This window comes from Agrobacterium larrymoorei (assembly GCF_030819275.1).
GTDB classification, from domain to species: domain Bacteria; phylum Pseudomonadota; class Alphaproteobacteria; order Rhizobiales; family Rhizobiaceae; genus Agrobacterium; species Agrobacterium larrymoorei_B.
In genome coordinates, this window is record NZ_JAUTBL010000001.1 from 183,103 (window position 1) to 207,281 (window position 24,179).

Consider the following 24,179-nt stretch of genomic DNA (forward strand, 5'->3'; position numbering starts at 1 on the left):
AAGGCCTTTGTGACAGGAGCCACATTGAACGTGCATATGACCCGAAGAACTCTGCTTTCGGGCGCGGCAGTACTCGCGGCGGCGAGCGGCGTACAAGCGACACCAGCGGCGCCTCGGGTTGCTACCCTCGATTGGGCCCTTCTTGAAACGCTCCTGGCTGTAGGCGCGAATGTCGTCGCAGCGGCGGAACTCCGCCAGTTCAAAGATGTCGTGGTCAAGCCGGACCTCCCGGAAGGTGTTGCCGATATCGGCCTGCGCGGCACACCCAATTTCGAAGCGCTCCGATTTGCGCGTCCAGACGTCATCTTTAATTCGAATTTTTACGCCTGGGCCGATCCGCTCATGAGCCGTATCGCGCCTGTCGAAAGCCATTCGATCTACGTGGCCAGCGAAAACCCTTATACTCTTGCCGAACAAGCAACGATCGCCATCGGTGAGCGCTTGGAACTTGCTCAGGCCCGCATAATGGTCGATGCGGTCGCAACACGGCTCGATAATCTGAAACGTATGATCACCAAAGATTATGGAAGGCCTGTCCTTCCTATCAATCTCGGTGACGCGCGACATTATCGGGTCTTCGGGTCAGACAGCATGTTCGGGGAGGTGCTGAAAAGATTAGGGCTGATGAGCGCATGGCATGGCGCTACAAGCTATTCCGCCACTGCGCCTATGGGCATTGAGACGCTCGCGTCCATGCCCGACGCGACTATCGTCCTCATACCGCCTCATCCCCAAGACGCTTTTGAAGGACTGACCAGGAGCGCATTTTGGAACGCCCTCCCCGCCGTTCGTGAGAACCGCGTGCTGACGCTGAAGTCAATCAATCCCTATGGAGCGCTACCGGCAGCGAGCCGCTTCGCCGAACTTCTTGCTGAAGGGATTTCAGGTGTCCGAAGCCGCTGAAAATTCTTTGACAATAACGCCCGCAGGACGTTCAATCCTTCCTGCACTCGCCCTAGGCTTGGCCTGCATCCTCTCATTCGTCGCGCTACTGTCACTTCGCCCTCATGTCCCGGGCGACGCGTCAATCGCGGGGCCGCTGGATGAGATCCTGTTGTGGAACAGCCTCCTCCCCCGCGCGGCAGTCGCTGTGATTGCAGGTGCAGCGCTCGGCCTTGCCGGTGCTCTTCTTCAACGCGTGTTACGCAACCCGATCGCGGATGCTTCCACGCTCGGTATCGCGTCCGGCGCTCAACTTGCGCTGACCGTGGCTTTAAGTTTTTCACCGGTGCTGGCAAGTGTGTCGCGTGAATTGACCGCCTTTGCTGGCGGCCTCTTAGCCGTAATAATTGTGTTGGCCCTGAGTTGGAGGCGCGGGCTCGATCCGGTCACGGTTGCCGTTTCAGGAATGATTGCCGGCCTTATCACCGCCTCGCTCAGCGTGACGCTGATCCTGGCACGTGGCGAATACGCCTTGTCGATCAATATATGGGGCGCAGGCGCGCTCAATCAGCAGGATTGGAGCGTTGCTCTTTCGCTGGCACCACGGCTTCTGGCGGGAATCCTCATGGCTGCGCTTCTGACGAGACCGCTGACCGTCCTTGCATTGGACGATGCAAGCGCTCGAAGCCTCGGTCTCGCCTTGTTATGGGTCCGGCTCGCCATCCTCGTTCTCAGCGTCTGGCTCTCCGCCTCCGTGACGGCCGCAGTCGGAATTATCGGCTTTCTGGGGCTCGCGGCCCCAGCCACCGCCAGGATCTGCGGTGCGCGTACCACGGGTCAGCTCATCATGGCGGCTCCTTTGACGGGAGCCGCCATCCTCTTTATCGGCGACTGCTTGACGCAAATCCTGGGACCGGGCTTTTCCGATCTCGCGCCGACGGGTGCCGCTATTGCTCTCCTTGGAGGGCCACTACTGCTGGTTCTTCTGCCTCGGGTTCACGGTGTCTCCACCGCCACCCAGACAGGAAGTGCTGTCGCTAGACCTCTTCGGAGACCGGCCATTATGCTCTGCGTGATAGCGGCCGGTGTGATACTTGTCCTCGCTCTCGCGCTGACCGTCAGTCCGACTATGGATGGATGGCGTGTGGCGACAGGTTCACTGCTTTTCGAGCTTCTACCGTTTCGCCTGCCACGCATACTTGCCGCCGGTGGTGCTGGCGCCATGCTTGGCGCAGCTGGCTTCGTCATTCAGCGGGTGACCGGAAACCCGATCGCAAGCCCGGAGGTCCTTGGGGTTTCAAGCGGGGGCGGAGCCGGATTGACGCTCGCCCTCCTTTTGACCGGTATTCCATCGGGCTTCATTATGCTTGTCAGCACCGCCTCCGGGTCACTCCTCGCCTTCCTGTTGATGATGGCGATTGCAGGCAAGTCGGGCTTTTCGTCAGAAAGACTGCTGCTCGCGGGCATCACGGTCAGCGCCTTTTGCATGGCGATCGTCAGCATTATGTTGGCGCAAGGAGATATGCGCAGCTACGTCTTGCTCAACTGGATGGCAGGATCAACCAGCGGCGCCGGTTCTTTCGAAGCCTGGTCATCCATTCTTTCCCTGGTTGTACTCGCGGCACCGCTGTTTTTTATGACGCGTTGGCTAACCATCCTGCCACTTGGCGTCGGATTGTCGCGAAGCCTCGGCGTCGGCATCCTGCGACCACGGTTTATATTGGCCGTCTTCGCTGCATTGATGACAGCGGTCGCCTCACTGCTTGTCGGCCCTTTGAGCTTGACGGGGCTCATTGCACCACACCTTGCCAGGCTCCTCGGATTCCGCACACCTCAACACCAACTGGCAGCAACGATCATGCTGGGAGCTGGCATCCTCGTATGTGCAGACTGGCTGGCACGGATCGTCATCTACCCGTACCAAGTACCCGTCGGCCTCTTCGCCGCGCTGATCGGAGGGCCCTATCTCCTCTGGCTCCTGGGGCGAAAAGAGACCGTTGCATGAGGAGAGGACGCTTTACTTCCGAGGAAGGCCGTTTGGGTCATGACCCTGACAAGGCGCCTCGCCTCAATCTCGAAGCGACGCTTGTTCACATCCTTGCTTCGAAATGCCCGCTCGCTCGGTCCATCGTCAGGTTCAAACGATGGCTGTAGCCAAAAATACATCTCTGTCGCGGAAAGCCCTCGTCCTGCACGCATTCGAGACGCAGGCCGCTTATGTGCCGGATATGCGTGCAGAGTTGGAACCAGCTGGCACCGATTGGATCAGTGCTCAGACGTTCTTCTCAGATGACGAGGCTATGGACGAATTCCTTGCCTTTGAGCAGTCGCGTTACGCGAGGACGGATCTCAAAACCGCCGGCGCATTTTTGATAAACGATTACGCTTACATCTTCGCCGCGACAACTGTTCCGCTGTTTGTCGGTTTTGGGCTTGTTTCTGAACTCTCGCTAGCCACCGTGGCGCTTTCTTTCTACACCAAGAAGCAACTGCATCACGGTAAGATTTATCGATCTCGGCGCGCCCATATGCGTTTCGAAGAAGCCGGTATCCGGCACGGCCGACTAGACGATCCCGCAGACGGGGACCTCTATAGAATTGGGATCGAAAACCATTTCTGCCTCGTCGTCGATCGGGTTCACGCGAAAACAAAGCTTTCGCGCGCTGCTCTCTGGAGGCTCGTCGGCGATGCGATTGCCCAACGCTTTCTGGATGCCGGCCTGCGGTTCGATGCAGTCGAGGCTGCGAAAGCCGCAGCGATGCGCATTCTAAAAACGCCGGGTTCGCCACTTGCAAATCGCGAGCTCCATTACTTCGACTTGACACAATGTGATCGGCAGGGAAAGGCGATCAGAGAAACGTTCCGCCAACGCGGCGGTTGCTGCCGTTTTTATCTGGTCGAAGGCGGCACCTGTTGTTCCACCTGCGTGTTGAAATCGCCTCAAGACCGAAACGAAGAACTCCAGCTTGCCTTGCGCCAAAATCTGAGCTTCGGCTAATCGATCATTCGGTTCCACGACCTGCAGCAGTCACTTGACGAGGCGTAATTGTGCTCCAGCACGAAGTATTTCGCGCTTCAAATCCAAGGACTTCGATAACAATCGTTAAAAGTCGAACATTTGCCGATGCGGCATTAAATAATTATTACACATAACATAACACTAAAAATGATTAAGATTGAATACAACGATACTTGAGGTATGGCTGGGCGATCGAACTGAGGACCACCTATGCCAACTCGCCGACTATTCATTGCTTGTTTAACCGGGCTTGTGCTTGGAGGTTCTGTGAGCAGCAGAGATGCTCAATCGTCGGAGCCAATCTTGAAGGCACAGGGATTGTCGTCTGGCAAACAAACGTCGATCGTTCTCGATCTCTCTGCAATGGACAAGATGCCCAGGACCACGTTTTCGACAACGACGCCGTGGCATAGTGGCGTCACCGAGTTTAGTGGCGTGTTGCTGAAGGATTTCCTCGCCGCGACGCAGTTGAGCGGGACGAAGTTACAAATCATCGCTTTGAATGACTATGAAGTGGAAGCGGATATATCCGACCTGCAAAAAGCCGGTGCGCTCTTGGCGACCCGCCAGAACGGAGCGATTATGCCAGTCAGCGATAAGGGGCCGGTGTTTCTCATTTTCCCCTTCGACAGCCGCCCCGAATTGCAGCATCAAACCTATTACAGCCGCGCTGTCTGGCAAATTGCGGAAATCAACGTCCAGTGAGAGCAATCGGCGATACGATTGACCTCCCAATCCGTTACCGGCGTCTCAAGATCACCTTGACGCTGGTCACGGCAGTTCTTGCCTTGATCGCGGTCGCAAGCTCTTTCCTGGCTTTCAGCTACCAGCGCCACATTGTCGAAGCGTCACGCTACAATCGCACATTCGATCTCGGCCAAACTGCGGTCGAGTTGCTGCGGCTACAGTTTGCTCTTCAACAAGCCCAGACATCGGGCGATATCAGCGATGTGTCATTTCGACTTAGCATCATCAACAACCGCCTGAAGATACTCGCTTCCAGTTCCTTGACGAGCGATCCCAAGCAAAAGGCGATGCTGGAAGATCTCAAGAAGGTCGTATCTGCGCTCGCACCGCTGGTCACTGAACCGCATTCGCCGGTGGCGATGCGCGAAGGCGTCTCACGGCTCCAACCGTTCATTGCGCCCGTATTGCGGCTTGGTTCGATTTCGCATGCCAATGTCGGCGACGAAATTCAGCAAAATCAAAGCCAACTCAGCATCATCTTCGCCACGATCTGCTTCGTGACGATGACATTCGTTGCATTCGGTGCCGTTCTGCTGGTTTTTGTCTTTCGCCAGAACGCCAAGTTGGACCGCGTGGTGAGAATAGACTCCTTGACCGGCATCGCAAACCGCGTCGGCTTCTACGCTTCGATCTCGGCGAAACCCAGTGTCGAGCAGGCACTGATCATTCTCGACGTCGACCATTTCAAGATGGTCAACGACACGTTGGGCCACGCGTCCGGGGATCAATTGCTTGTCGAACTCTCAAAGCGGCTTAGCACATCTTGTGCGGGCGCCACCGTCATAGCACGCATTGGCGGTGACGAATTCGCGATCCTCTACACCGGCTCGGATGCCGAGCAGGGCGCTGTTGAATGCAGCAAGCGCATTTTGCAGGAAGTTCGCGCGCCCTTCGAGATCGATGGCAGATTGGTTCCCTCGAGCGTAAGCCTCGGTATCAGCTCAAGCACGATCAATTCCGATCGCGGCTCAACCCTGTTCAGACATGCCGATATTGCACTCTACGAAGCAAAGAAGGCGGGGCGCGATCGGTTCATGACCTTCCACCCGGACATGAACCAACAACTCACGCGCCGACAATCCCTCCAAAACGACTTGGCGACGGCGACGGAGAAGGGTGAGCTCTTCCTGCTTTTCCAGCCGATCGTCGATCTTGCGACCGGTGCGACGCGAGGCTTCGAGGCGCTCCTGCGTTGGCAGCATCGTGAACTCGGTCTCATTTCTCCCGCGGAGTTCATTCCGATTGCGGAAGAAAGCGCTCAGATCGGCCCTATCGGGTCCTGGGTGATTGAAGCTGCTTGCCAGCATGCGGCCCTGCTCCCTGCCGACAGATTTATTGCGGTCAACGTATCCGCTGCTCAATTGACGGATCCGTCTCTTGTGCTCCAGACGCGCGCATGTCTGAAAGAGTACGGTATATCTCCGCAACGACTGGAAATCGAAATTACGGAAAGCACATTGATCGAGAATGACGAGCGCGCACTCTCCGTGCTCCATGAACTCCGGCTCATGGGCTGCCGCGTGTCCCTTGACGACTTTGGCACCGGCTACGCCTCACTCAGCTATTTGCGTCGCTTCCCCTTTGACAAGATAAAGATCGACCAGTCATTCCTGCGCGGCGCATCTCATCGCGAGGAGGCCGCAGCAATCATTGCCGGGACATGCGATCTTGCCCACCGGCTGAAGTTGACGATCGTTGCCGAAGGCATCGAAACCGAAGAGCATCGTGAAATTGTGCGAGCCGCGGGATGCCACTTGGGTCAGGGCTATCTGTTCGACAAGCCTCTGACAGCCGAAGCATCCATATCAAGGATCGCCTTCGAAATGGAACCCGATGTCTTTCAGAAGTGTGGATAGAAGGATCAATGCTACAGGGGTGAAGCCTAGCTGACGAAACTGCCAAATGGTCAACTTGGTGCCCGATGTGGGTAACGGCAAAGCATCTCGGTCGGCGAACTTTGGACGAAAACTCCCCTCACGCAGCATGCAAATGTCATGATCTATAACACGTCCAAATCCTTGACACCGTGGCGAGCGAAAAATCGGTCGAGATCGCGCCGCTGGGGCGCAATGCCGGTATAGACCTCTACGTAATGCGGAATGCGCTTCATGCGCAAAGCAATATCCTCTTGCGTGCGCATCGAGACGTAGCCGATCTGAACGAGATAGGTGGTGCGCGCCCGAACATCCGCATCCAGCTCAGTGTGGCCAAACCGCATAAACATATGCTGCAGCGCAGATAGCCTTGCACGGTCGGCAACCTCTATCTCCTTCGATATGTCCTCGGACTGCAGGGCCCAGCTCCGCACGGCAAATTCAAAGCGTGGATCGAAAAGTTCGGTGTCGATCCAGCAGTCAAAGACATTGAACATCGCCTCAACGACGCTTTCAGCATAGGCCTCACATTGTTTGACTAGGTTGCCGGTGTTCTTTTCCCGCCAGCGTGTGAGAAGCGCTGCCAGAAGCTCTTCTCTGTCCTTGAAGAACCAGTAGAAGCTCGTGCGGGACAAGTTCAGCTTTTTCCCGAGCGGTAGGATTTTGACCGACTCTACGCCGGTTTCCAGCAAGGCCTCATAGGCTGCCTGCAACCACACCTCTTGCGAACCACGCCAGCCACTATCGTTTGAAATCTCTGTCATGACTGCTTCCTATCGAAACGCTGGGTCGGCAACAATCGCGCAACTGGCATGGAGATGTGAAATGTACTTTGATGTTCTCTATATTGACACTTGTGTACATTATTTTTAGGCTTGTCCGCAACCCATCTTGCGGAGAAAGCCGATGTCGAACGATCCCCTCCTCCAGCCTTTTCAACTCAAGCACCTGACGCTTCGAAATCGTATCATCGTCACGGCGCACGAACCGGCTTATCCTGAAGACGGCATGCCGAAGGAGCGGTATCGCGCCTACACGGTCGAGCGCGCGAAAGGTGGTGTTGCGCTGACGATGACAGCCGGATCAGCTGCCGTATCGAAAGATAGCCCTCCTGTTTTCAACAACCTGCTCGCCTACAAGGACGAGATCGTCCCATGGATCCGCGACATGACGGATGCCGTGCATGAGCAAGGTTCGGCGATCATGGTCCAGCTCACCCATCTTGGCCGTCGGACCCGGTGGGACAAGGGCGACTGGCTGCCGGTCGTCGCCCCGTCGCATCACCGCGAGGTGGCGCATCGCGCCTTCCCCAAGAAGATAGAAGATTGGGATATCGAACGTATCATAAAGGACTTTGCCGACGCTGCGGAGCGGATGAAGGCAGGTGGCATGGATGGCGTTGAACTGGAGGCATACGGCCATCTCCTCGAGCAGTTTACCTCGCCCCGTACCAATGAACTGGATGGCCCCTATGGCGGCTCGCTCGACAACCGCATGCGCTTCTGTCTCGATGTGCTTGGCGCCATCAGAAAGCGCGTTGGCGACGACTTCATTCTGGGCATTCGCTACACGGCAGACGAGCGGCTGTCGGACGGCACGGGGTCGGAAGAGGGTCTTGAGATATCGCGACGCCTCAAGGATAGCGGCCTCATCGACTACCTCAATATCATCCGAGGCCATATCGATACCGACCCAGGTCTGACGGATGTCATTCCTATTCAGGGCATGGCCAACTCGCCGCATCTCGATTTCGCCGGCCAGATCAGATCGGCGACCAACTTCCCCACCTTCCACGCCGCAAAAATTCCCGATGTTGCGACAGCTCGCCACGCCATTGCGTCCGGCAAGGTCGATATGGTTGGCATGACCCGCGCCCATATGACAGACCCCCATATCGTCCGTAAGATTATGGAAAAACGCGAGGACGACATAAGGCCCTGTGTCGGCGCGAATTACTGTCTTGATCGCATCTACCAGGGCGGCATGGCCTTCTGCATCCATAATGCCGCGACAGGGCGAGAAGTCGATATGCCTCACACCATACCCAAGGCCCCCCAACGTAGAAAAATCGTCATCGTCGGTGCGGGACCGGCGGGGCTTGAGGCGGCGCGTGTGTCTGCGGAACGCGGCCATTCGGTGGTCGTCTTCGAGGCCGCCAACAATGCCGGTGGACAAATCCGTTTGACGGCTCAAAGCGAACGCCGCCGCGAGATGATCAGCATTATCGACTGGCGAATGAGCCAGTGCGAGAAACTCGGTGTTCAGTTTCACTTCAACACCTGGGCTGATGTGGAGACAGTGGAAGCTGAAACGCCAGATGTGGTGATCATCGCCACAGGCGGGCTTCCCCATACCGAGGTTTTGGCGGCTGGCAACGAACTCGTGGTTTCGTCATGGGACATCATCTCGGGCGATGTCAAACCCGGAACGAACGTCCTTATCTATGACGATGCTGGGGACCACGCAGCACTCCAGGCTGCCGAGATTGCCGCAAAGGCCGGTGCGAAGGTCGAAATCATGACACGTGACCGCGCGTTTGCACCCGAGGTCATGGGCATGAATCTCGTGCCCTACGTCAGAGCATTGCAGAAGCTTGAAACCACGTTCACGGTGACTTACACGTTGGCTGCGGTGGAGCGAAGCGGAAACCAGTTGCTGGCGCATATCGGCAGCGACTATGGCGGCGTCGACAAGCGCAAGCTCTTCGACCAGGTGGTGGTCAACCACGGGACGCGGCCTCTCGATGAACTCTACTTCGAGCTCAAGCCTCGCTCGGTCAACGGCGGTGAAGTCTCCTATGATGAGTTGATCGCAGGCGAAGCCCAATCCGTATCGCGAAACGAAAATGGCACGTTCCAGCTTTTCAGGATTGGCGATGCGGTGGCAGCCCGTAACACCCACGCCGCAATCTACGACGGTCTGCGGTTGGCGAAGGATCTCTGATCGATCACATCCAATCGAAACGAATATGAACGCATCCCGGACGGCTCGTTGGAGAGCCGTCGCTCACGCGCCGCAGTGACGACGTTGGCAAGGAACCGGCGGGCGAGAATTTTGTTCTCGCTAGCCGGTGAAATTGCTAATGAAAGAAATGCTGATGGATGTGAGTGCGTCTAGACCAAAAAAGAAAAGAACCGCCACACCCAATCCCATTCCTCAACCGATAAAGCCATTGAAGCTGCCGCCGGGATTCGTTGCAACCAGACTGGCCGCATTGATCACTCAGTCCAAAAACCCGCTCTGCTACGTCGCGGCGAGCGAGGGAGACGCTGACCGGATCGCTGAAGCGATAAGTGCTCTATTCCCAAAAATAAACCATGTGGTTTTTCCGCCCTGGGATTGCTTGCCATATGATCGCGTCCCGCCTTCGCGCCACTGCATGGGCCGCCGAATGGACGCGTTACGCATATGGACGAAGGAAGGATCCGATCGTCGGCTACTACTGACCTCCTTGGAAGCGCTGCTTCAACGTGTGCCCCCGGAAGACCTCATTGCCGAAAGCGTCTTCGAACTAGACGTCGGAACGCCGTTCGACCGCGACGCCTTCATGGATTTCATCCGACGCACGGGATACACCGAAGAAGGCGTTGCTGACGATCCAGGTGAATTGGTTGCCCGTGACGGTGTCATCGACATTTATCCCGCGGGCGCTCCAGGGCCAATGCGGATTGTCCTGGACGAGAATGACACCGTTATCGAGCTGCACGGCTTCAACCACCTTTCGCAACGCACGGAAAGTTCTTTGGAAAAGGTGGCGATCGGCCCGGCATCTGAGGTCATCAAGGGCGAAGAGGTCTCAGAAGGCGCAGACCTCTCGACCGGCATCATCGAGACGTCGCTCATTCGCCAATATGACGTCATGCCGAGCGTGTTCGATCTCTTGGGAGAGGCGAGCTTGATTCTGGGTCAAGGCATCGACGACAGGCTGGCGCACCATCTGGAGATCATTGATGACGCTCGCCAGGCACATATTGATTTTCATGCATCGGATGCACCATCGCGTCGATCGTTCTATCTCGACCGCAGCGAATGGGCCGAGCACACCGGTCGTTTACGGATAGAGACCCTAAACGTTGACGCGGGGTACGAACTGCCGACGAAGACATACGAGGCGGATTACCGTAAGTCGGTGACCAAGTTCGCGCAAGACGCCCTGCAAGAGCAAAAAAAGGTCGTCATTGCCGACAATGGGAAGCGCGCGGAGGCCCTTTATCGGCGACTGGAGAAAGTTGCGGAATCGACAGACGGCCCAGTCGCTCAATGGGATGACGTATTGAGAGCTGCCCCGGGCACTCTCATGCAGATCGCCTGCAATCTCCAAGAGGGATTTGTCGATACAAGGCACGGTGTCGTGGTCGTTGCGGCACCCGATGAAGCGATGGCTGACACTACCTCCCATCAACTGCTCGCCGAGCCAGAGCTTCAGATCGGCGACGTGGTTGTGCACGAAGACCATGGCGTGGGCGTTCTCAAGGATCTCAAGACGATCATGGTCGAAAACGTCTCTCGCGACGCCGCACGATTAGAGTATCGCGATGGAGACTCAATCCTCGTCCCCATGCAAGAGTTCGACAAGCTTTGGCGCTATGGTTCGGAGCCAGATGCCATTTCGCTCGATCGTCTCCACACCGAAGCTTGGAGCAAAAAGAGACAGAAGATTGCGGAGGATATCCTTTCCACCGCCCGTCACCTTTCAAAAATCGCCAAGCACAGGCAATCCTCACCGGCAGAGACATTTACCCCTGCCCGTTCTCAATTTGCAGCGTTTACCCGTCGTTTTCCTTTCGCCGAAACCCGCGATCAATCGAAAGCGATCAATGACGTTCTTGCCGATCTCGCATCCGGACGAGCCATGAACCGTCTCGTGTGCGGAGATGTCGGCTTCGGAAAAACTGAAGTCGCGTTACGCGCAGCGGCAGCGGTGGCCCTCTCCGGCGGACAGGTTGCTGTTGTCGCGCCCACGACCGTTTTGGCTCGCCAACACTTTCAAACTTTCGCGCAACGCTTCGAAGGAACGGGCATTTCGGTCGGGCTGCTGTCTCGACTTGTGAAGCCCGGAGACGCCAAGCAAACGAAGGCGGCACTCGCTGACGGTACGATCGGTGTGGTCGTAGCAACCCAGGCCATCTTCGCAAAGGACGTCCGCTTTGCGCGCTTGGGGCTATTGATCGTGGATGAGGAGCATCGTTTCGGGTTGAAGGAGAAGAGCGCTATGGCCAAGCTCGCGCCTTCCCTTCACACGCTTATGATGTCGGCGACGCCAATTCCGCGAACACTGCAATCGGCAATGGTCGGCGTTCAGGAGGTCAGCCTGCTCACCACGCCGCCCTTGCGAAGGCGTCCGGTGCGCACCTCACTCGCTGCTTTCGACCGCGCCTCCATGCGAACCGGCTTGATGCGCGAGCATCGCCGCGGCGGCCAAAGCTTCGTCGTCGTCCCTCGCATTGAGGACATTGAAGGCGTCGAAGCGATCCTTAAGAGCATCGTTCCGGACCTGTCGGTCAAAGTCGCGCATGGCAGGATGCCGGCCGTAAAAATCGACGAAACGATTGTTGGCTTCGCGAGAGGAGATGGAGACATCTTGCTCGCCACCAATATCATCGAGAATGGGCTCGACGTTCCGCGGGCGAATACCATGTTCATTTGGCACCCAGAGCGTTTCGGGCTTGCTCAACTTCATCAACTGCGCGGACGCGTCGGTCGTTCAGGCGCGCAGGGCAGAGCGACCCTGTTGCTGGAAGAGGGTTCAGATCTGGGCGAAGACGCCATGTCGCGGCTTTCGACCCTTGTTGAGAGTGACCGGCTGGGATCTGGCTTGGCCATCAGTGTTCGCGATCTTGATTTGCGTGGCGGTGGCGACATCGCTGGCGATGATCAGGCCGGGCATATGAGGGTGATCGGGGTTGGACTATACCAAAAGCTTTTAGCTGGGGCTGTCGCAAAACTGGGCAAAAAGCCATCGCCTTTCCCGCCACGGACGATCCTTCAGCTTGACGCGGCAGCCACGATCCCGGCAAACTATGTGTCGGACCCCGCCACCAGACTCAATCTCTACGCCAAGCTCTCCCGCGCCTCGAACCTCGCGGAGATAGATGATCTCAAAGAAGAGTTTGAAGACCGGTTCGGTGAATTGCCTTCAGAGGTCCTCATCCTGCTGCGAACAAGCCGCCTTCAGCTAATTGCGGCGCGCCTCGGCATATCGAAGCTCGAGGCTGGACCAAAGGCGCTCGCATTGACCTTCACACAGAGGACACCAGCCAAGGTTCTCGCACATCTCACGAAAAAGGCTGGAGCAATGCAACGGGACGACAGGCTGATCTTCCAGATTTCGAGCGATCGCGGCGAAGAGCAGTTGAAACAGTTCGAGCAGATCCTGGCGGAAGCGCAAACGAGGGTAAAGTAAGAGCTAGAGCGTTTCCATTTATAAAGGAAACGCTCAAAATGCGCTCTACGGTCGACGTTGCTTCGCCAATGTGCGCCAGGTTATCAGTAGCATTCGCGAAATGTCACGATTTAGGTTAAGCAGCTAACTTCCTGATCAGGAAACAGAAACTGGCTTCGACCTCATCATGTTTGCTGTTGCCGGATCGGCTCGGCGGCAGAGCCTTGGCGGCAATCCCTTCATGATAAGCTCGACATCCGCAACGGCCATCGAACCCAAGGCATAGAAAGCGTCGCGCGTGCCGCCCGTCCTGTGAGCCGAGAGAAGAACACCAGGTGCTTGACGCACAGGATCGTCTGGACCGACGGGCTCCTCCGGAAACACATCCGTCGCCACCCTGATGTGGCCCGATGCTGCAGCCTCAATCATCGCCGGAAAGTCAACGACGTCAGCACGGCTCATCAGCAAGAATGCCGCGCCCGGCTTCATCGAGGCAAATTCCTTCTTGCCGAGAAACCCCTCGTTTTCGCTGGTCACACTGGCAAAGACGAAAACCACCTGGCTTTCGCGCAGGACGTCATCGAGCGTCGATGGCAGACAATCAAGTCGCTCGACGATCTCTTTTGGAAGCCAGGGATCGAACACGCGGACCGTGTTTCTAAAGGGCCGAATAAGCTCTCGCAATTCACGACCAAGATCCCCGAAACCGATGATACCCACCGGCGCTCCGGCAAAACGGAATGTCTCCGCATTACCCTCTAGCCCATAATGCTCGGTTCCCTGCCTGAACGCGCGATCCGCCGCGGTAATGCCGCGCGCTAGGTCAAGCGCCATGGCAAGCGACGCTTCCGCAACCGGTGACGCGAAAGCCGAGGCCGGTGTGATGACCCATATGCCTCGCTCGACACAGGCCTGGTAATCGATGTTCGGGAGAAAATTCGATTCCACATTTATGATCGCCTTCAATCGCGGCGCCCGATCCAAACGTTCCCTTGGCATATCCGTCTGGCCGAAAATCAAAACCGTGTCAGGAAGATAGCGCTCCACCTCTTCGGCAGGCATCTGGCGGTCTTCGGATACGATCACCTCACCGAGCGCCTCCAGCCGGGCTCGAACGGAAGGCTCCATGATCAGGTCCAGCGTCCTCGGCAATGGATCGACCAGTATGATATTGCGGCTCATCGTTTCCTCCCTCGAGAATCGCGTGAGCAGCAGATTAGCGTGAACACCCCCTCGACGGGCAAGCTCAATTCGGCAATGATTCCGGTCGAAAACTATGAGTGCCGATTTCACGTCTCAACCCCATAAGAACCATGGGAGCAGACAGATGATGCTGTCTGCTCCCTCCTTGCTTACATCGCCGGCAGAACGGCGATGTCTCTCACTTCATTCTCCAGGCCGGTGATCGCGCCGATTTCGGTCGCTTTGCCGGTTTCCAGATTGACGGTGTAGAGCATCTTGTTTGCCACGAGGTAGGCGGTGTTTTTCCCGCCTTCCATGCCCTGAACATCGAAGGCATAGGTCGCCGGCTTATCCTTGAGGCCAAGCTTACCGATCGCCTTCAGCGTCCCATCATTCGGTTTGGTTTGCTGGATCAACGCGCCGATGGTGGCGTCGATATTGTACATAGCCGTCTTTTCCGGCTTTCCGATGGAGTTCGTATAGGCGGCCGCGACGATGTTCGGCGTCTCTGCCTTGTGCATATCGCCTTCCTCGAAGGCGAGCGTGCCGTCGACCGTCACTGCGCCCGTGTCCGGGTGAACCCGGTGGTTGGTGGTGCCGGTCATAAAACGCAGGCGATCGGCCATGGGATTGAAATCGACCACTACTGGCGCGTCGGTAATTGTCAGCATCTTGTCCATCTTGGCGATATCGCTTGCAGCACCCGTCTCCAGATTAATGCTGACAATGCGATGATCAGGCGTAACACCGATAACGGTCTTGTTGCCGGGGCGATAATCGATGCCGACGAGCTTGTCGACGCCTGTTACGTCCATTGTCTTCGATACGGCGGGCTTTTCCGTGTAGAACATGACGAGCGTCTTATCGCCGCTCAATCCAAGTATCGGTGCTGCCAGCGCGGATGTCGAAGTAGCGATGACGGATATGGAGGCTGCCAAAGCGAAACGAATAGTCTGCATAATCTTCTCCCGTGCGTTTGAATTCGAAGAAGGATTCGCCACATGGCTCTGAACCCTTCATCTTGGAGACACCCCGGATGATGCGATTGGATGCAGCAGGAGAAAATTTTTTTTGAGAGATGCATCTAACAGCCGTCGACACGGGTATAGCTTGAAAAGCAACGGGTTTACCTTTCCGGTCGGAGGAGACGGGTTTGACAGTGATGGGCTCCATGCCGATTGATCTCGAAAAGGCCCTCGATCGCTGCGCCAAAGGCGACCGTCTGGCATTGCGGCAAATATTCGATCAGGAAGCTGGCAAACTTATCGCGGTTGCCCAACGTATCGTTAGACGTCGTGAGCTTGCCGAAGAGGTGGTGCAAGACGCATTTATCCGCATCTGGACGCACGCCCATCAATACCGCTCCGATAGCGGTTCGGCGCGCGGCTGGATTTATGCCATCGTCCGCAACAGAGCGCTCAACCTGCTGCGCGACGGTAGACGAGAACACTCAGTCGAAGACGTTGAAGCGCTTCGCGATGATCAGCAGGCGGATGAGATTATGGCGGCCTGGCATCGTCTGGATCGCAATTCGCGCCTATACGAGTGCCTCGGTACATTGGACGCCACCAAGCGCCAAGGCATCCTGATGGCCTATGTCGGGGGCTATTCTCATGGCGAGATCGCCGGCCGGTTGCGCATACCGCTCGGCACCACAAAATCCTGGATCAGGCGTGGACTGTCGGCGCTGCGGGAGTGTCTGGCATGACCTATGACCGCAAGGATGTGCTCAATCTTGCCGACGAATATGTGCTCGGGTTACTCGACGCAGTTGAGGCCGGAGAGATCGAGGATTCCATGAAACGTGATCCCGAACTACAGGCCGCGATCGCAGCAAGCAGGGATCGGTTCCTGCCACTCGACACGGGACTTGCGCCTCAATCGGTGAGTGAAGACCTTTGGCAGCGCATCGAGTCCGCCCTACCCCAACAAGAGAAGCCTGCCACCGCTCTGCCGGTCGCGAATGACAATGGTGTACGGCGCTGGAAGTTTGCAGCGTTCACCTCGCTTGCAGCCTCTCTGATCCTCGCTGTTGGACTTATCTACAGCCTCACTAGAACAGTGGAACCGCTGGTCATTGCGGTGCTGGTCAACGATGCCGGCGAGGTTCAGGCCGTTGTCGAGGATTTCGGCAATGACGAAGCGTCTGTCCGGCTGCTGGCCGATTTCGCCGTTCCACGCGACAAGACGATCCAGGTCTGGACCTTGCCGTCCCGTGATGTCGGACCCGTCTCACTCGGTCTGCTTGAGGGCGTGCGCTCGGCGCGCCTGCAAGGGCCAGCGCTTCCAAGACCACGCGCCGATCAACTTTATGAGCTGACGCTCGAGCAGGCAGGCGGCTCACCGACAGGCCGTCCAACGGGACCGATCCTGGCGAAGGGATTTGCACGCATGCCGCGCTAGCACTTCGCTGCCAAATCGAACCCCGGATGGAACTTGGGCCTCTTACATTCTAAGCTGAATGATGCTTCCGCATGTACTGAAGAAGAGGCCAATGGCGAATCCGCGTTTGGATCCGCCATCATGTTTAGCTCGTGATCAGATGCGCCTAGCCTATCTTGTCACATAGCGCTTCCAGGGATGCTCTTCTTTGAACCCTAGAACTTCTCGCGCTTTGCGATTGGACAGCGGCGCTTCGTCCCTTCCCATTTCACGCGTCACAGGCGTATTGGGAGCATATCTAGCGAGGAATTCCGCCGTCGGCAGATCGGCCGTAATGGTGTCGTTGACCGCGTTGAACACCTGAAAGCCCAGTCCATCTTTCTCGATACAGAGATGAACAATCTCGCCAAGATCGCGCGCATCGATGTAGCTCCAGGCATTGCGTTTGCGAGACATCGGGTTGTCGATGAAGGCCGGAAAGTTGCTGTACTCATGCGGCTCGATCACATTGCCGATGCGCAGGGCGTAGATATCGGCCTTGTATCGCATAGCGAAGGCGCGTGCCGTCTTCTCGTTCACCAGCTTGGAGAGACCATAGCTGTCCATCGGGTCGATATCGTAATCCTCTTCCAGAGGGAACGAATGGAAGTCCTTGTCTCCTTCGGCAAAGCACACGCCATAGGTCGTCTCGCTGGAAGCAATGATGACTTTGCGAACGCCGAGCTTCATCGCAGCTTCGATGACATTGTATGTGCCGACCACATTGGCCTGAAATGTCTTGTTGTCAGGCTCGATCAACACACGAGGGATCGCCGCGAAGTGCACGACGGCATCGGGCGCCGAAGGCAGAGCGCCGTTTTCAAAACCTTCGAAACCATTATGCGTCGTCAGTGCATTGAAGACCTGACCGCTATCGGTGACATCCGCGATCAGCGTGTTCACTCCTGGTAAGTCCAAGGGCTTCAAATCGATATTGAGGACGGAGTATCCCTTTTCCAGAAGCTTGGGAACGGCATGGCGTCCAGCCTTGCCTGTGCCACCGGTGAAAACGATGCGTTTGGTCATGTCTTGCCTCCTCTTGCAACTCCCGCGCCTCTCGATGGCGATCGCTACGAATCTGATCGCGGCCACCGTTTGCGCCCGCTATACATACGACATTAAGTCCCGCCTCCGCGCAACGCAGGAAATTGAAAGCAAACTTAATCGTGATCTTCCAGTCACTTAAAAAACTTTATAAAGGCAATCACAACGTTCCCAACGCGCTTCTGTTCAGCAGCTTTGCCACCCAATCCACAAAGACACGAACCTTGTTGGTCACGTGTCTGGTCTGCGGGTAGACGATATAGATCGGCATGGGCTCGCTTTTCCATTCAGGCAAAACACGCACCAACTTTCCCTCTTTAATCTCGTCCCTTATCGAGAACGGCACCAGTTGCCCGACCCCCATTCCGGCAACCACAGCATGCTGATAGGTTCTCGCATCATTCGCGGACACGATATACCGCGGACTGATTTCAACTGAACGGGTACCATTGTCGAAGGCCATGCTCATGACTTGGCCGGCATTGGCGTTCAAGTACCCAACACAGTGATGATCGACCTCAAGGTCTTCAGGTGTCTGCGGCATACCAAACCGCTCGATGTAAGCGGGTGCGGCAACAGTGAGAAAGTCGAGTTCCGAGACTTTTCGAGCGATCAGCGACTGGTCGCGCAGGGTCCCCACGCGCAAGGCACAGTCCACGTTTTCGGCGATGTAATCGACCAGACGATCTCCGACACCGATGTCGAGCCGGATCTGTGGGAAGCGCTGGTGGAAATCGCAAAGGTTGGGAATGATGATCTCGTCAGCGAACATCCCGGCCATTTCCACACGCAGGCGACCAGAAGGCTGGACATTGGCGCTTGAAACGCTACCATCCAACTCGTCGATCTCCGCCAGAATTTGCGTTGCCCGCTCGTAATAAAGAGCGCCATCCGTGGTCACCATCACGCGGCGCGTCGTTCGGTTGAGCAAGGTCGTGCGCAAATGCGCCTCAAGCCCTTGCACCATGTTCGTCACGGTCGTCTTGGGAATGTTCAAGGCATTTGCAGCTTTCGTGAAGTTCCCTGTTTCAACGACCCGCGCGAATGCCCGCATCGCAGCCAGCTGATCCATCCTGCCACCTCGCGTTATTGTCCGTGAATTTGGAATAGTGTTTTCGAATTTGGATGCTTGCGCAACTTATCCCGAACAATATATCAATATTAGAAAGCACTACAAGAGACATAGACAGAGTCTCTGAAGGAAACGACGATGGACACCCGGTGGCACCAAATGGAGACGAGCGGCACAGCGTGCACGTCCCTCTCCGTGCGTGTCTACAGCAACGAAGGCAAGGTGCGCACGCCGCCGCTGGTCCTTTATCTCAGAGGTGGCTCCTTTCTGGCAGAAGGGGCGCGCAGTGTGAGGAGCTACCAGTCGCGAAAGCGCTTGCCGAAAGTGGAGCGGTGGTCATTGAGGCGGATTACAGCACCGGCTCCTGCAATGAGTTTCCGGCTGTGATCGATCGGGCTTTCGATGCGCTGGATTGTCTGAGCAATAGCCGCAAGCAGTATGGCAGTGCGAAGTCCCTGCTGTTCGTGGCCGGCGAAGAGGCAGGCGGCAATGTCGCTGCGGGCTTGGCTTTGAAGGCGCGCGATCGGATGCCGGGTAAATTGGCAGGGCAGATTTTACTGTCGCCGATGATCGATCCGTTGATGGCGTCGACGTCTTTCAGGGATGCCGACAAGATCGGGATGCGGCAGCGTTGGGCGGAAGGCTGGAGCCGGTATTTGGCAAAGGCCTGTGGGGTGGCCCACCCTTATGCGGCACCCTGCCAGTGTACGAGGCTAGACCGAGTGGCACCGGCTCTCATTTTTACTGCTGAGGACGACCCTTTGCGGGACGAGACTGTCAATTACGCCGGGCGCCTGCGTGATGCAGGAATACAGGTTCGGCTCCATGTTTTCCCTGCTGGCTCCAACTGGACAGGGCTTTATCGAGGTGAAGGTGGCAAATGGCTTCCGGCTGTTTGCAATGAATTTTCGGGTTTTGTTCAAGACCTAAAGCACTAGCATTTAAGACAATCACTGATCGGCTTCCTCACGAAGCCAAGGAGTATCCCATGACGCTCAAGAACAAGCGCCGTGCCCTTGCGGGTGCCGGCATAGGCCTTGCCATGTCCGTTGCAGCCGGAGCGCTGCTATTCGATCTTCCTATGACGACGGGTGCCGTCGCTGCGGCTCCGCAAGCGGAGGCGCCTGCGATTCCAGTGACGGTCGCGGTTGTTGAAAGCCGAGACATCACCCATTGGGAGCAATTTTCCGGCAGGCTCGAAGCTGTCGAGCGTGTCCAGGTCCGCTCCCGCGTTGCAGGCCAGATCCAAGCGGTTCACTTTCGTGAAGGCGCATTGGTGAAAGCGGGCGATCCGCTCTTCACCATCGATCCAGCCCCCTATCAAGCAATTGTCGCTGGCGCGGAAGCACAGGTTGCCTCAGCAGAGGCGAAGGTCAGTCTGGCCAAAACCGAACTGGAACGGGGCCGGCGACTTTCAGACAACCGCACCATTTCGCAAAGCGATCTCGATCAACGCCAGAGCAATGTGGCGGAGGCCGAAGCCCAACTGCGGGCGGCGCGTGCAGCACTGACCACCGCACAGCTCGATCTCAGCTACACGGAACTGCGCGCACCGATTTCAGGGCGCGTCGGCAAACTTGATGTGACCGTTGGCAATCTCGTTGCCGCTGGCTCCGCATCCCCTGCTCTCACGACGCTCGTGTCTATCGATCCGATCTATGCAAGCTTCAATGCCAGCGAGGAAATCGTCACCAAGGCGCTGTCGCAGCTTCCAACCTCAAATGGAGCGCTTCAGGCCCTGGAGCAAATCCCGGTAGAAGTCGGCACGCTCGCCGATGAGGGCACGCCGATCAAGGGAACGCTTCATTTGATCGACAATCAGGTGGATGGCGCAAGCGGCACCATCGGTGTCCGCGCCGTATTCGCCAACACGGATGGGCGCCTCATTCCCGGCCAGTTCGTTCGTGTTCGGTTGGGAGAACCTAAATCCGAAAAGCGCATCGTCATCACGGACCGCGCGATCGGCACCGATCAGGACAAGAAGTTCGTCTTCGTCGTCGATAAAGACAACAAGGTGAACTATCGCCAGATCAAACCCGGCCCATCGGCTGAGGGAATGCGCGTCGTCGAAAGCGGCCTTTCCGTCGGAGACAAGATCGTGGTCAACGGCCTGCAGCGCATCCGCCCCGGTGCGGTCGTGGCTCCGCAGACCGACGATAAGGTCGCGGCGGCGCAATAACCGATCCGACGGGCCTACTCGGCCCGTCTCATTCGCAATCCAGGCAGAGAGATCCTCCTGCCGGTGGCGACACGCCACCGGGGCGGTCTCCCGCGTTCAGAATTCACCCGGAGAGGGCTAACTCATGAACATCTCCAGATTTTTCGTAGACCGGCCAGTTTTTGCTGGCGTCCTATCGGTCCTCATCGTCGTGGCAGGCCTTATCGGCATGCGCGCTTTGCCGATTTCCGAATATCCCGAAGTCGTGCCACCCTCCATCGTCGTTCGCGCCACCTATCCCGGCGCGAACCCGAAGGTCATTGCCGAGACGGTGGCGACACCGCTTGAAGAGCAGATCAACGGCGTGGAGAACATGCTCTACATGTCCAGCCAGGCGACCTCAGACGGTGTCATGACGCTGACAGTGACTTTCAAGCTGGGCACAGATCCGGACAAGGCGCAGCAGCTGGTGCAGAACCGCGTATCGCAAGCCGAGCCTCGCCTTCCCGCCGAAGTCCGAAGCCTTGGCGTTTCCACCGTCAAGAGCTCTCCTGACCTGATGATGGTCGTGCATCTCGTCTCTCCTGGCAATCGATATGACCTCACCTATCTGCGCAACTACGCCGTCCTCAACATCAAGGACCGGCTGGCGCGCATCGAGGGTGTCGGTCAGGTGCAGATCTTCGGTGCCGGAGACTATTCCATGCGCGTGTGGATCGATCCTCAGAAGGCCGCCGAGCACGACCTTGCCGCCAGCGATATCAGCAACGCCATTCGTGAACAGAACGTACAGGCGGCAGCCGGCACCATTGGCGCTTCGCCAAGTCCGAACGGCGTCGATCTGCAGCTCAACGTCAACGCACAGGGTCGCCTTTCCACCCCGGAAGAATTCGGCAACATCATCGTAAAAAGCGGCTCGAATGGCGAGATCACCCGCCTACGTGACGTCGCACGTGTCGAACTCGGCGCTGCCGATTACGCCTTGCGCTCGCTGCTCGACGGCGAATCCGCCGTTGCAATTCCCGTCTTCCAGGCGCCCGGCTCAAACGCCATCACCATTTCCGATCAGGTTGCTGCGACCATGCAGGATCTGCAGAAAGCGATGCCAGATGGCGTCAAATACGAAATCGTCTATGACACGACCGAGTTTGTTCGCGCCTCCATCGACAAGGTGATCGACACGCTTCTGGAAGCCATCGCCCTTGTCGTGATCGTCGTCATCCTGTTCCTTCAGACATGGCGTGCCTCCATCATCCCGCTGATTGCTGTTCCGGTGTCGATCATCGGTACATTCGCAGTCATGTATGTCTTCGGCTTCTCCATCAACGCACTCAGCCTGTTCGGCCTTGTGCTTGCCATCGGCATCGTAGTGGATGACGCCATAGTCGTGGTGGAGAACGTCGAGCGCAATATTGAGAACGGCCTTTCTCCCCGTGACGCGACCTACCGCGCTATGAAAGAGGTATCCGGTCCGATCATCGCGATCGCGCTGGTGCTCGTGGCCGTCTTTGTGCCGCTGGCCTTCATTTCCGGCCTCTCGGGGCAGTTCTACCGTCAGTTCGCATTGACGATCGCGATCTCCACCGTCATCTCCGCTATCAACTCCTTGACGCTGTCACCCGCACTGGCGGCCCTGCTTCTAAAGGACCACCACGCGCCGAAGGATTGGCTGACCCGTGGCATGGACAAGGTTCTGGGCGGCTTCTTCCGTGGCTTTAACCGTGCCTTCGGCGCGGCATCCAATGGTTACGGCAAAAGCGTGGGAGGTCTGCTCAATCGCAAGAGCATCGTGATGATCGTCTACGTCATTCTGGCAGCCGCGACCTATGGCATGTTCAATGCAGTTCCGGGTGGCTTCGTCCCCGCGCAGGACAAGCAGTATCTAATCGGCTTTGCACAATTGCCGGATGCCGCGAGTCTTGATCGAACGGAAGACGTCATCAAGCGCATGAGCGACATAGCCATGCAGCAGCCAGGCGTCGAACATGCGATTGCGTTCCCCGGCCTCTCCATCAACGGCTTCACCAACAGCTCGAACGCGGGCGTCGTTTTCGTCGCCTTGAGTCCGTTCGAAGAGCGCACCACGCCGGAGCTCTCCGGCGGCGCCATCGCCATGGCGCTCAACCAGAAATTCGGCGCCGTTCAGGATGCTTTCATTGCCATGTTCCCGCCACCGCCGGTCAACGGCCTCGGCACCACCGGCGGCTTCAAGATGCAAATCGAAGACCGCGCAGGATTCGGCTACCAGACGCTCGACGAGGTGACCAAAGCCTTCCTCGGCAAAGCCTATCAGACGCCCGAACTGGCTGGCCTGTTCTCAAGCTTCCAGATCAATGTGCCGCAGCTCTACGCCGATCTCGATCGTGCCAAGGCGGAGCAACTGGGCGTCTCGGTGACGGACGTGTTCGAAACGCTGCAGATCTATCTCGGCTCTCTTTACGTCAACGACTTCAATGCCTTCGGCCGCACTTACAGCGTGCGTGTGCAGGCGGATGCCAAGTTCCGCTCCCGGGCAGAAGACATCGGTCAGCTGAAAGTTCGCTCATCGAATGGACAGATGATACCCCTGTCCGCATTGTTGAAGGTGAATGCCACGACAGGCCCGGAGCGCACAACGAGGTACAATGGCTTCCTGTCGGCCGATATCAATGGCGGCCCAGCACCCGGCTTCTCTTCCGGCGAAGCCCAGGCAGCCATCGAACGCATTGCCAGTGAGACCTTGCCATCGGGCATCTCTTTTGAGTGGACGGATTTGACCTATCAGCAGATCCTTGCCGGAAGCTCAGGTTTGCTGGTGTTCCCGCTGGCGCTGCTGCTGGTCTATCTGGTTCTGGCCGCACAATATGAGAGCCTCACTCTGCCGCTCGCGATCATCATGATCGTGCCGATGGGCGTGCTTGCCGCCATGACCGGCGTCTGGCTGACGGGCGGGGACAACAACATCTTCACCCAGATCGGCCTTATCGTCCTTGTCGGGCTCTCGGCGAAGAATGCCATCCTGATCGTCGAGTTCGCACGGGAACTGGAGTTCGAAGGACGCTCACCGGTTGCCGCAGCCATCGAAGCCAGCCGCCTTCGTCTACGCCCCATCCTGATGACATCGCTTGCCTTCATCATGGGTGTCGTGCCGCTGGTCATCTCGACCGGCGCGGGAGCGGAGATGCGCTCCGCCATGGGCGTCGCCGTCTTCTCCGGCATGATCGGGGTCACCTTCTTCGGCATCTTCATGACGCCGGTCTTTTATGTGCTCGTTCGTAAACTCTCCGGCAATCGTCCGCTGGTCCAGCACAAGCAAGAGCCTGCGAACACCGACTACAAGATGAGCGAAGCCGTGTGACGACGATTACCACATCGTCAAACAAGAAGCCCCGAAGACTTTTGTCTTCGGGGCTTCCCT

At 57.2% G+C, this 24,179-nt stretch carries 16 protein-coding genes and 1 pseudogene; 12 read left to right on the forward strand and 5 right to left on the reverse strand.

Going from position 1 to position 24,179, the window contains the following annotated elements; genetic code table 11:
• Positions 1-36: 36 nt before the first annotated feature.
• The 5 genes from QE408_RS00825 to QE408_RS00845 all read left to right on the forward strand — a co-directional run bounded on the left by QE408_RS00825 (position 37) and on the right by QE408_RS00845 (position 6,505).
• Positions 37-903, forward strand: coding sequence for an ABC transporter substrate-binding protein (locus QE408_RS00825; RefSeq protein WP_306927692.1), 867 nt, complete (start codon positions 37-39; stop codon positions 901-903).
• Complete coding sequence (gene fhuB, locus QE408_RS00830; protein ID WP_306927694.1) at positions 830-2,887, forward strand: Fe(3+)-hydroxamate ABC transporter permease FhuB; 2,058 nt, start codon at positions 830-832, stop codon at positions 2,885-2,887. Before QE408_RS00825 ends, fhuB begins: the two co-directional genes overlap by 74 nt.
• Before the next feature lie 139 nt (positions 2,888-3,026).
• Positions 3,027-3,881, forward strand: a complete 855-nt coding sequence (locus QE408_RS00835; RefSeq protein WP_306927696.1) for a (2Fe-2S)-binding protein — start codon at positions 3,027-3,029, stop codon at positions 3,879-3,881.
• A gap of 324 nt (positions 3,882-4,205) precedes the next feature.
• The gene (locus QE408_RS00840) at positions 4,206-4,607 is read left to right on the forward strand and encodes a molybdopterin-dependent oxidoreductase (protein WP_306927700.1); all 402 of its coding nucleotides are present in this window, start codon (positions 4,206-4,208) and stop codon (positions 4,605-4,607) included.
• A complete protein-coding gene (locus QE408_RS00845) occupies positions 4,604-6,505 on the forward strand; it encodes a putative bifunctional diguanylate cyclase/phosphodiesterase (protein ID WP_306927701.1) in 1,902 nt (633 codons plus the stop codon). Before QE408_RS00840 ends, QE408_RS00845 begins: the two co-directional genes overlap by 4 nt.
• Before the next feature lie 143 nt (positions 6,506-6,648).
• On the opposite strand, the gene QE408_RS00850 is transcribed toward QE408_RS00845, so the two are convergent.
• Complete coding sequence (locus QE408_RS00850) at positions 6,649-7,287, reverse strand: TetR/AcrR family transcriptional regulator (protein WP_306927703.1); 639 nt, start codon at positions 7,285-7,287, stop codon at positions 6,649-6,651.
• Positions 7,288-7,429: 142 nt separating this feature from the next.
• Here QE408_RS00850 and QE408_RS00855 point away from each other — a divergent pair, with 142 nt between their 5' ends.
• A complete protein-coding gene (locus QE408_RS00855) occupies positions 7,430-9,466 on the forward strand; it encodes an NADH:flavin oxidoreductase (protein ID WP_306927705.1) in 2,037 nt (678 codons plus the stop codon).
• Positions 9,467-9,914: 448 nt separating this feature from the next.
• Positions 9,915-12,926, forward strand: coding sequence for a DEAD/DEAH box helicase (locus tag QE408_RS00860; RefSeq protein WP_306927707.1), 3,012 nt, complete (start codon positions 9,915-9,917; stop codon positions 12,924-12,926).
• 135 nt (positions 12,927-13,061) lie between these two features.
• Here QE408_RS00860 and QE408_RS00865 read toward each other — a convergent pair whose 3' ends face one another.
• Together QE408_RS00865 and QE408_RS00870 are read right to left on the reverse strand one after the other, a co-directional pair.
• Positions 13,062-14,087, reverse strand: coding sequence for a hydroxyacid dehydrogenase (locus QE408_RS00865; RefSeq protein ID WP_306927709.1), 1,026 nt, complete (start codon positions 14,085-14,087; stop codon positions 13,062-13,064).
• A 170-nt stretch (positions 14,088-14,257) separates the two neighbouring features.
• Positions 14,258-15,046 carry a DUF4394 domain-containing protein gene (locus tag QE408_RS00870; RefSeq protein ID WP_306927712.1) on the reverse strand — a complete coding sequence of 263 codons (789 nt, stop codon included), beginning with the start codon at positions 15,044-15,046 and terminating at the stop codon, positions 14,258-14,260.
• Positions 15,047-15,249: 203 nt separating this feature from the next.
• Here QE408_RS00870 and QE408_RS00875 point away from each other — a divergent pair, with 203 nt between their 5' ends.
• Positions 15,250-15,795 carry a sigma-70 family RNA polymerase sigma factor gene (locus QE408_RS00875; RefSeq protein WP_306930139.1) on the forward strand — a complete coding sequence of 182 codons (546 nt, stop codon included), beginning with the start codon at positions 15,250-15,252 and terminating at the stop codon, positions 15,793-15,795.
• Complete coding sequence (locus QE408_RS00880; protein ID WP_306927714.1) at positions 15,792-16,490, forward strand: anti-sigma factor; 699 nt, start codon at positions 15,792-15,794, stop codon at positions 16,488-16,490. The genes QE408_RS00875 and QE408_RS00880 overlap by 4 nt, the downstream gene beginning before the upstream one ends.
• Positions 16,491-16,640: 150 nt before the next feature.
• Here the strand turns inward: QE408_RS00880 and QE408_RS00885 are convergent, their stop codons facing one another.
• Complete coding sequence (locus tag QE408_RS00885) at positions 16,641-17,534, reverse strand: NAD-dependent epimerase/dehydratase family protein (RefSeq protein WP_306927716.1); 894 nt, start codon at positions 17,532-17,534, stop codon at positions 16,641-16,643.
• Positions 17,535-17,712: 178 nt separating this feature from the next.
• Positions 17,713-18,624 carry a LysR family transcriptional regulator gene (locus tag QE408_RS00890; protein ID WP_306927718.1) on the reverse strand — a complete coding sequence of 304 codons (912 nt, stop codon included), beginning with the start codon at positions 18,622-18,624 and terminating at the stop codon, positions 17,713-17,715.
• A 138-nt stretch (positions 18,625-18,762) separates the two neighbouring features.
• On the opposite strand from QE408_RS00890, the pseudogene QE408_RS00895 reads away from it, so the two are divergent.
• The 3 genes and pseudogenes from QE408_RS00895 (at position 18,763) to QE408_RS00905 (ending at position 24,119) form a co-directional block, all read left to right on the forward strand.
• Positions 18,763-19,562 (forward strand): annotated as a pseudogene (locus QE408_RS00895) (alpha/beta hydrolase fold domain-containing protein).
• Between the two features lie 50 nt (positions 19,563-19,612).
• The gene (locus QE408_RS00900) at positions 19,613-20,803 is read left to right on the forward strand and encodes an efflux RND transporter periplasmic adaptor subunit (RefSeq protein WP_306927722.1); all 1,191 of its coding nucleotides are present in this window, start codon (positions 19,613-19,615) and stop codon (positions 20,801-20,803) included.
• Positions 20,804-20,927: 124 nt separating this feature from the next.
• The gene (locus QE408_RS00905; RefSeq protein ID WP_306927724.1) at positions 20,928-24,119 is read left to right on the forward strand and encodes an efflux RND transporter permease subunit; all 3,192 of its coding nucleotides are present in this window, start codon (positions 20,928-20,930) and stop codon (positions 24,117-24,119) included.
• The last annotated feature ends 60 nt before the right edge of the window (positions 24,120-24,179 follow it).

What these genes read in the sequence shown, in the direction of transcription:
- QE408_RS00825 (WP_306927692.1), top strand. Translation starts at nt 37, where the DNA reads ATGACCCGAAGAACTCTGCTTTCGGGCGCGGCAGTACTCGCGGCGGCG.
- fhuB (WP_306927694.1), top strand. Translation starts at nt 830, where the DNA reads ATGGAGCGCTACCGGCAGCGAGCCGCTTCGCCGAACTTCTTGCTGAAG.
- QE408_RS00835 (WP_306927696.1), top strand. Translation starts at nt 3,027, where the DNA reads ATGGCTGTAGCCAAAAATACATCTCTGTCGCGGAAAGCCCTCGTCCTG.
- QE408_RS00850 (WP_306927703.1), bottom strand. Translation starts at nt 7,287, where the DNA reads ATGACAGAGATTTCAAACGATAGTGGCTGGCGTGGTTCGCAAGAGGTG.
- QE408_RS00855 (WP_306927705.1), top strand. Translation starts at nt 7,430, where the DNA reads ATGTCGAACGATCCCCTCCTCCAGCCTTTTCAACTCAAGCACCTGACG.
- QE408_RS00860 (WP_306927707.1), top strand. Translation starts at nt 9,915, where the DNA reads ATGGACGCGTTACGCATATGGACGAAGGAAGGATCCGATCGTCGGCTA.
- QE408_RS00865 (WP_306927709.1), bottom strand. Translation starts at nt 14,087, where the DNA reads ATGAGCCGCAATATCATACTGGTCGATCCATTGCCGAGGACGCTGGAC.
- QE408_RS00870 (WP_306927712.1), bottom strand. Translation starts at nt 15,046, where the DNA reads ATGCAGACTATTCGTTTCGCTTTGGCAGCCTCCATATCCGTCATCGCT.
- QE408_RS00875 (WP_306930139.1), top strand. Translation starts at nt 15,250, where the DNA reads ATGGGCTCCATGCCGATTGATCTCGAAAAGGCCCTCGATCGCTGCGCC.
- QE408_RS00880 (WP_306927714.1), top strand. Translation starts at nt 15,792, where the DNA reads ATGACCTATGACCGCAAGGATGTGCTCAATCTTGCCGACGAATATGTG.
- QE408_RS00885 (WP_306927716.1), bottom strand. Translation starts at nt 17,534, where the DNA reads ATGACCAAACGCATCGTTTTCACCGGTGGCACAGGCAAGGCTGGACGC.
- QE408_RS00890 (WP_306927718.1), bottom strand. Translation starts at nt 18,624, where the DNA reads ATGGATCAGCTGGCTGCGATGCGGGCATTCGCGCGGGTCGTTGAAACA.
- QE408_RS00900 (WP_306927722.1), top strand. Translation starts at nt 19,613, where the DNA reads ATGACGCTCAAGAACAAGCGCCGTGCCCTTGCGGGTGCCGGCATAGGC.
- QE408_RS00905 (WP_306927724.1), top strand. Translation starts at nt 20,928, where the DNA reads ATGAACATCTCCAGATTTTTCGTAGACCGGCCAGTTTTTGCTGGCGTC.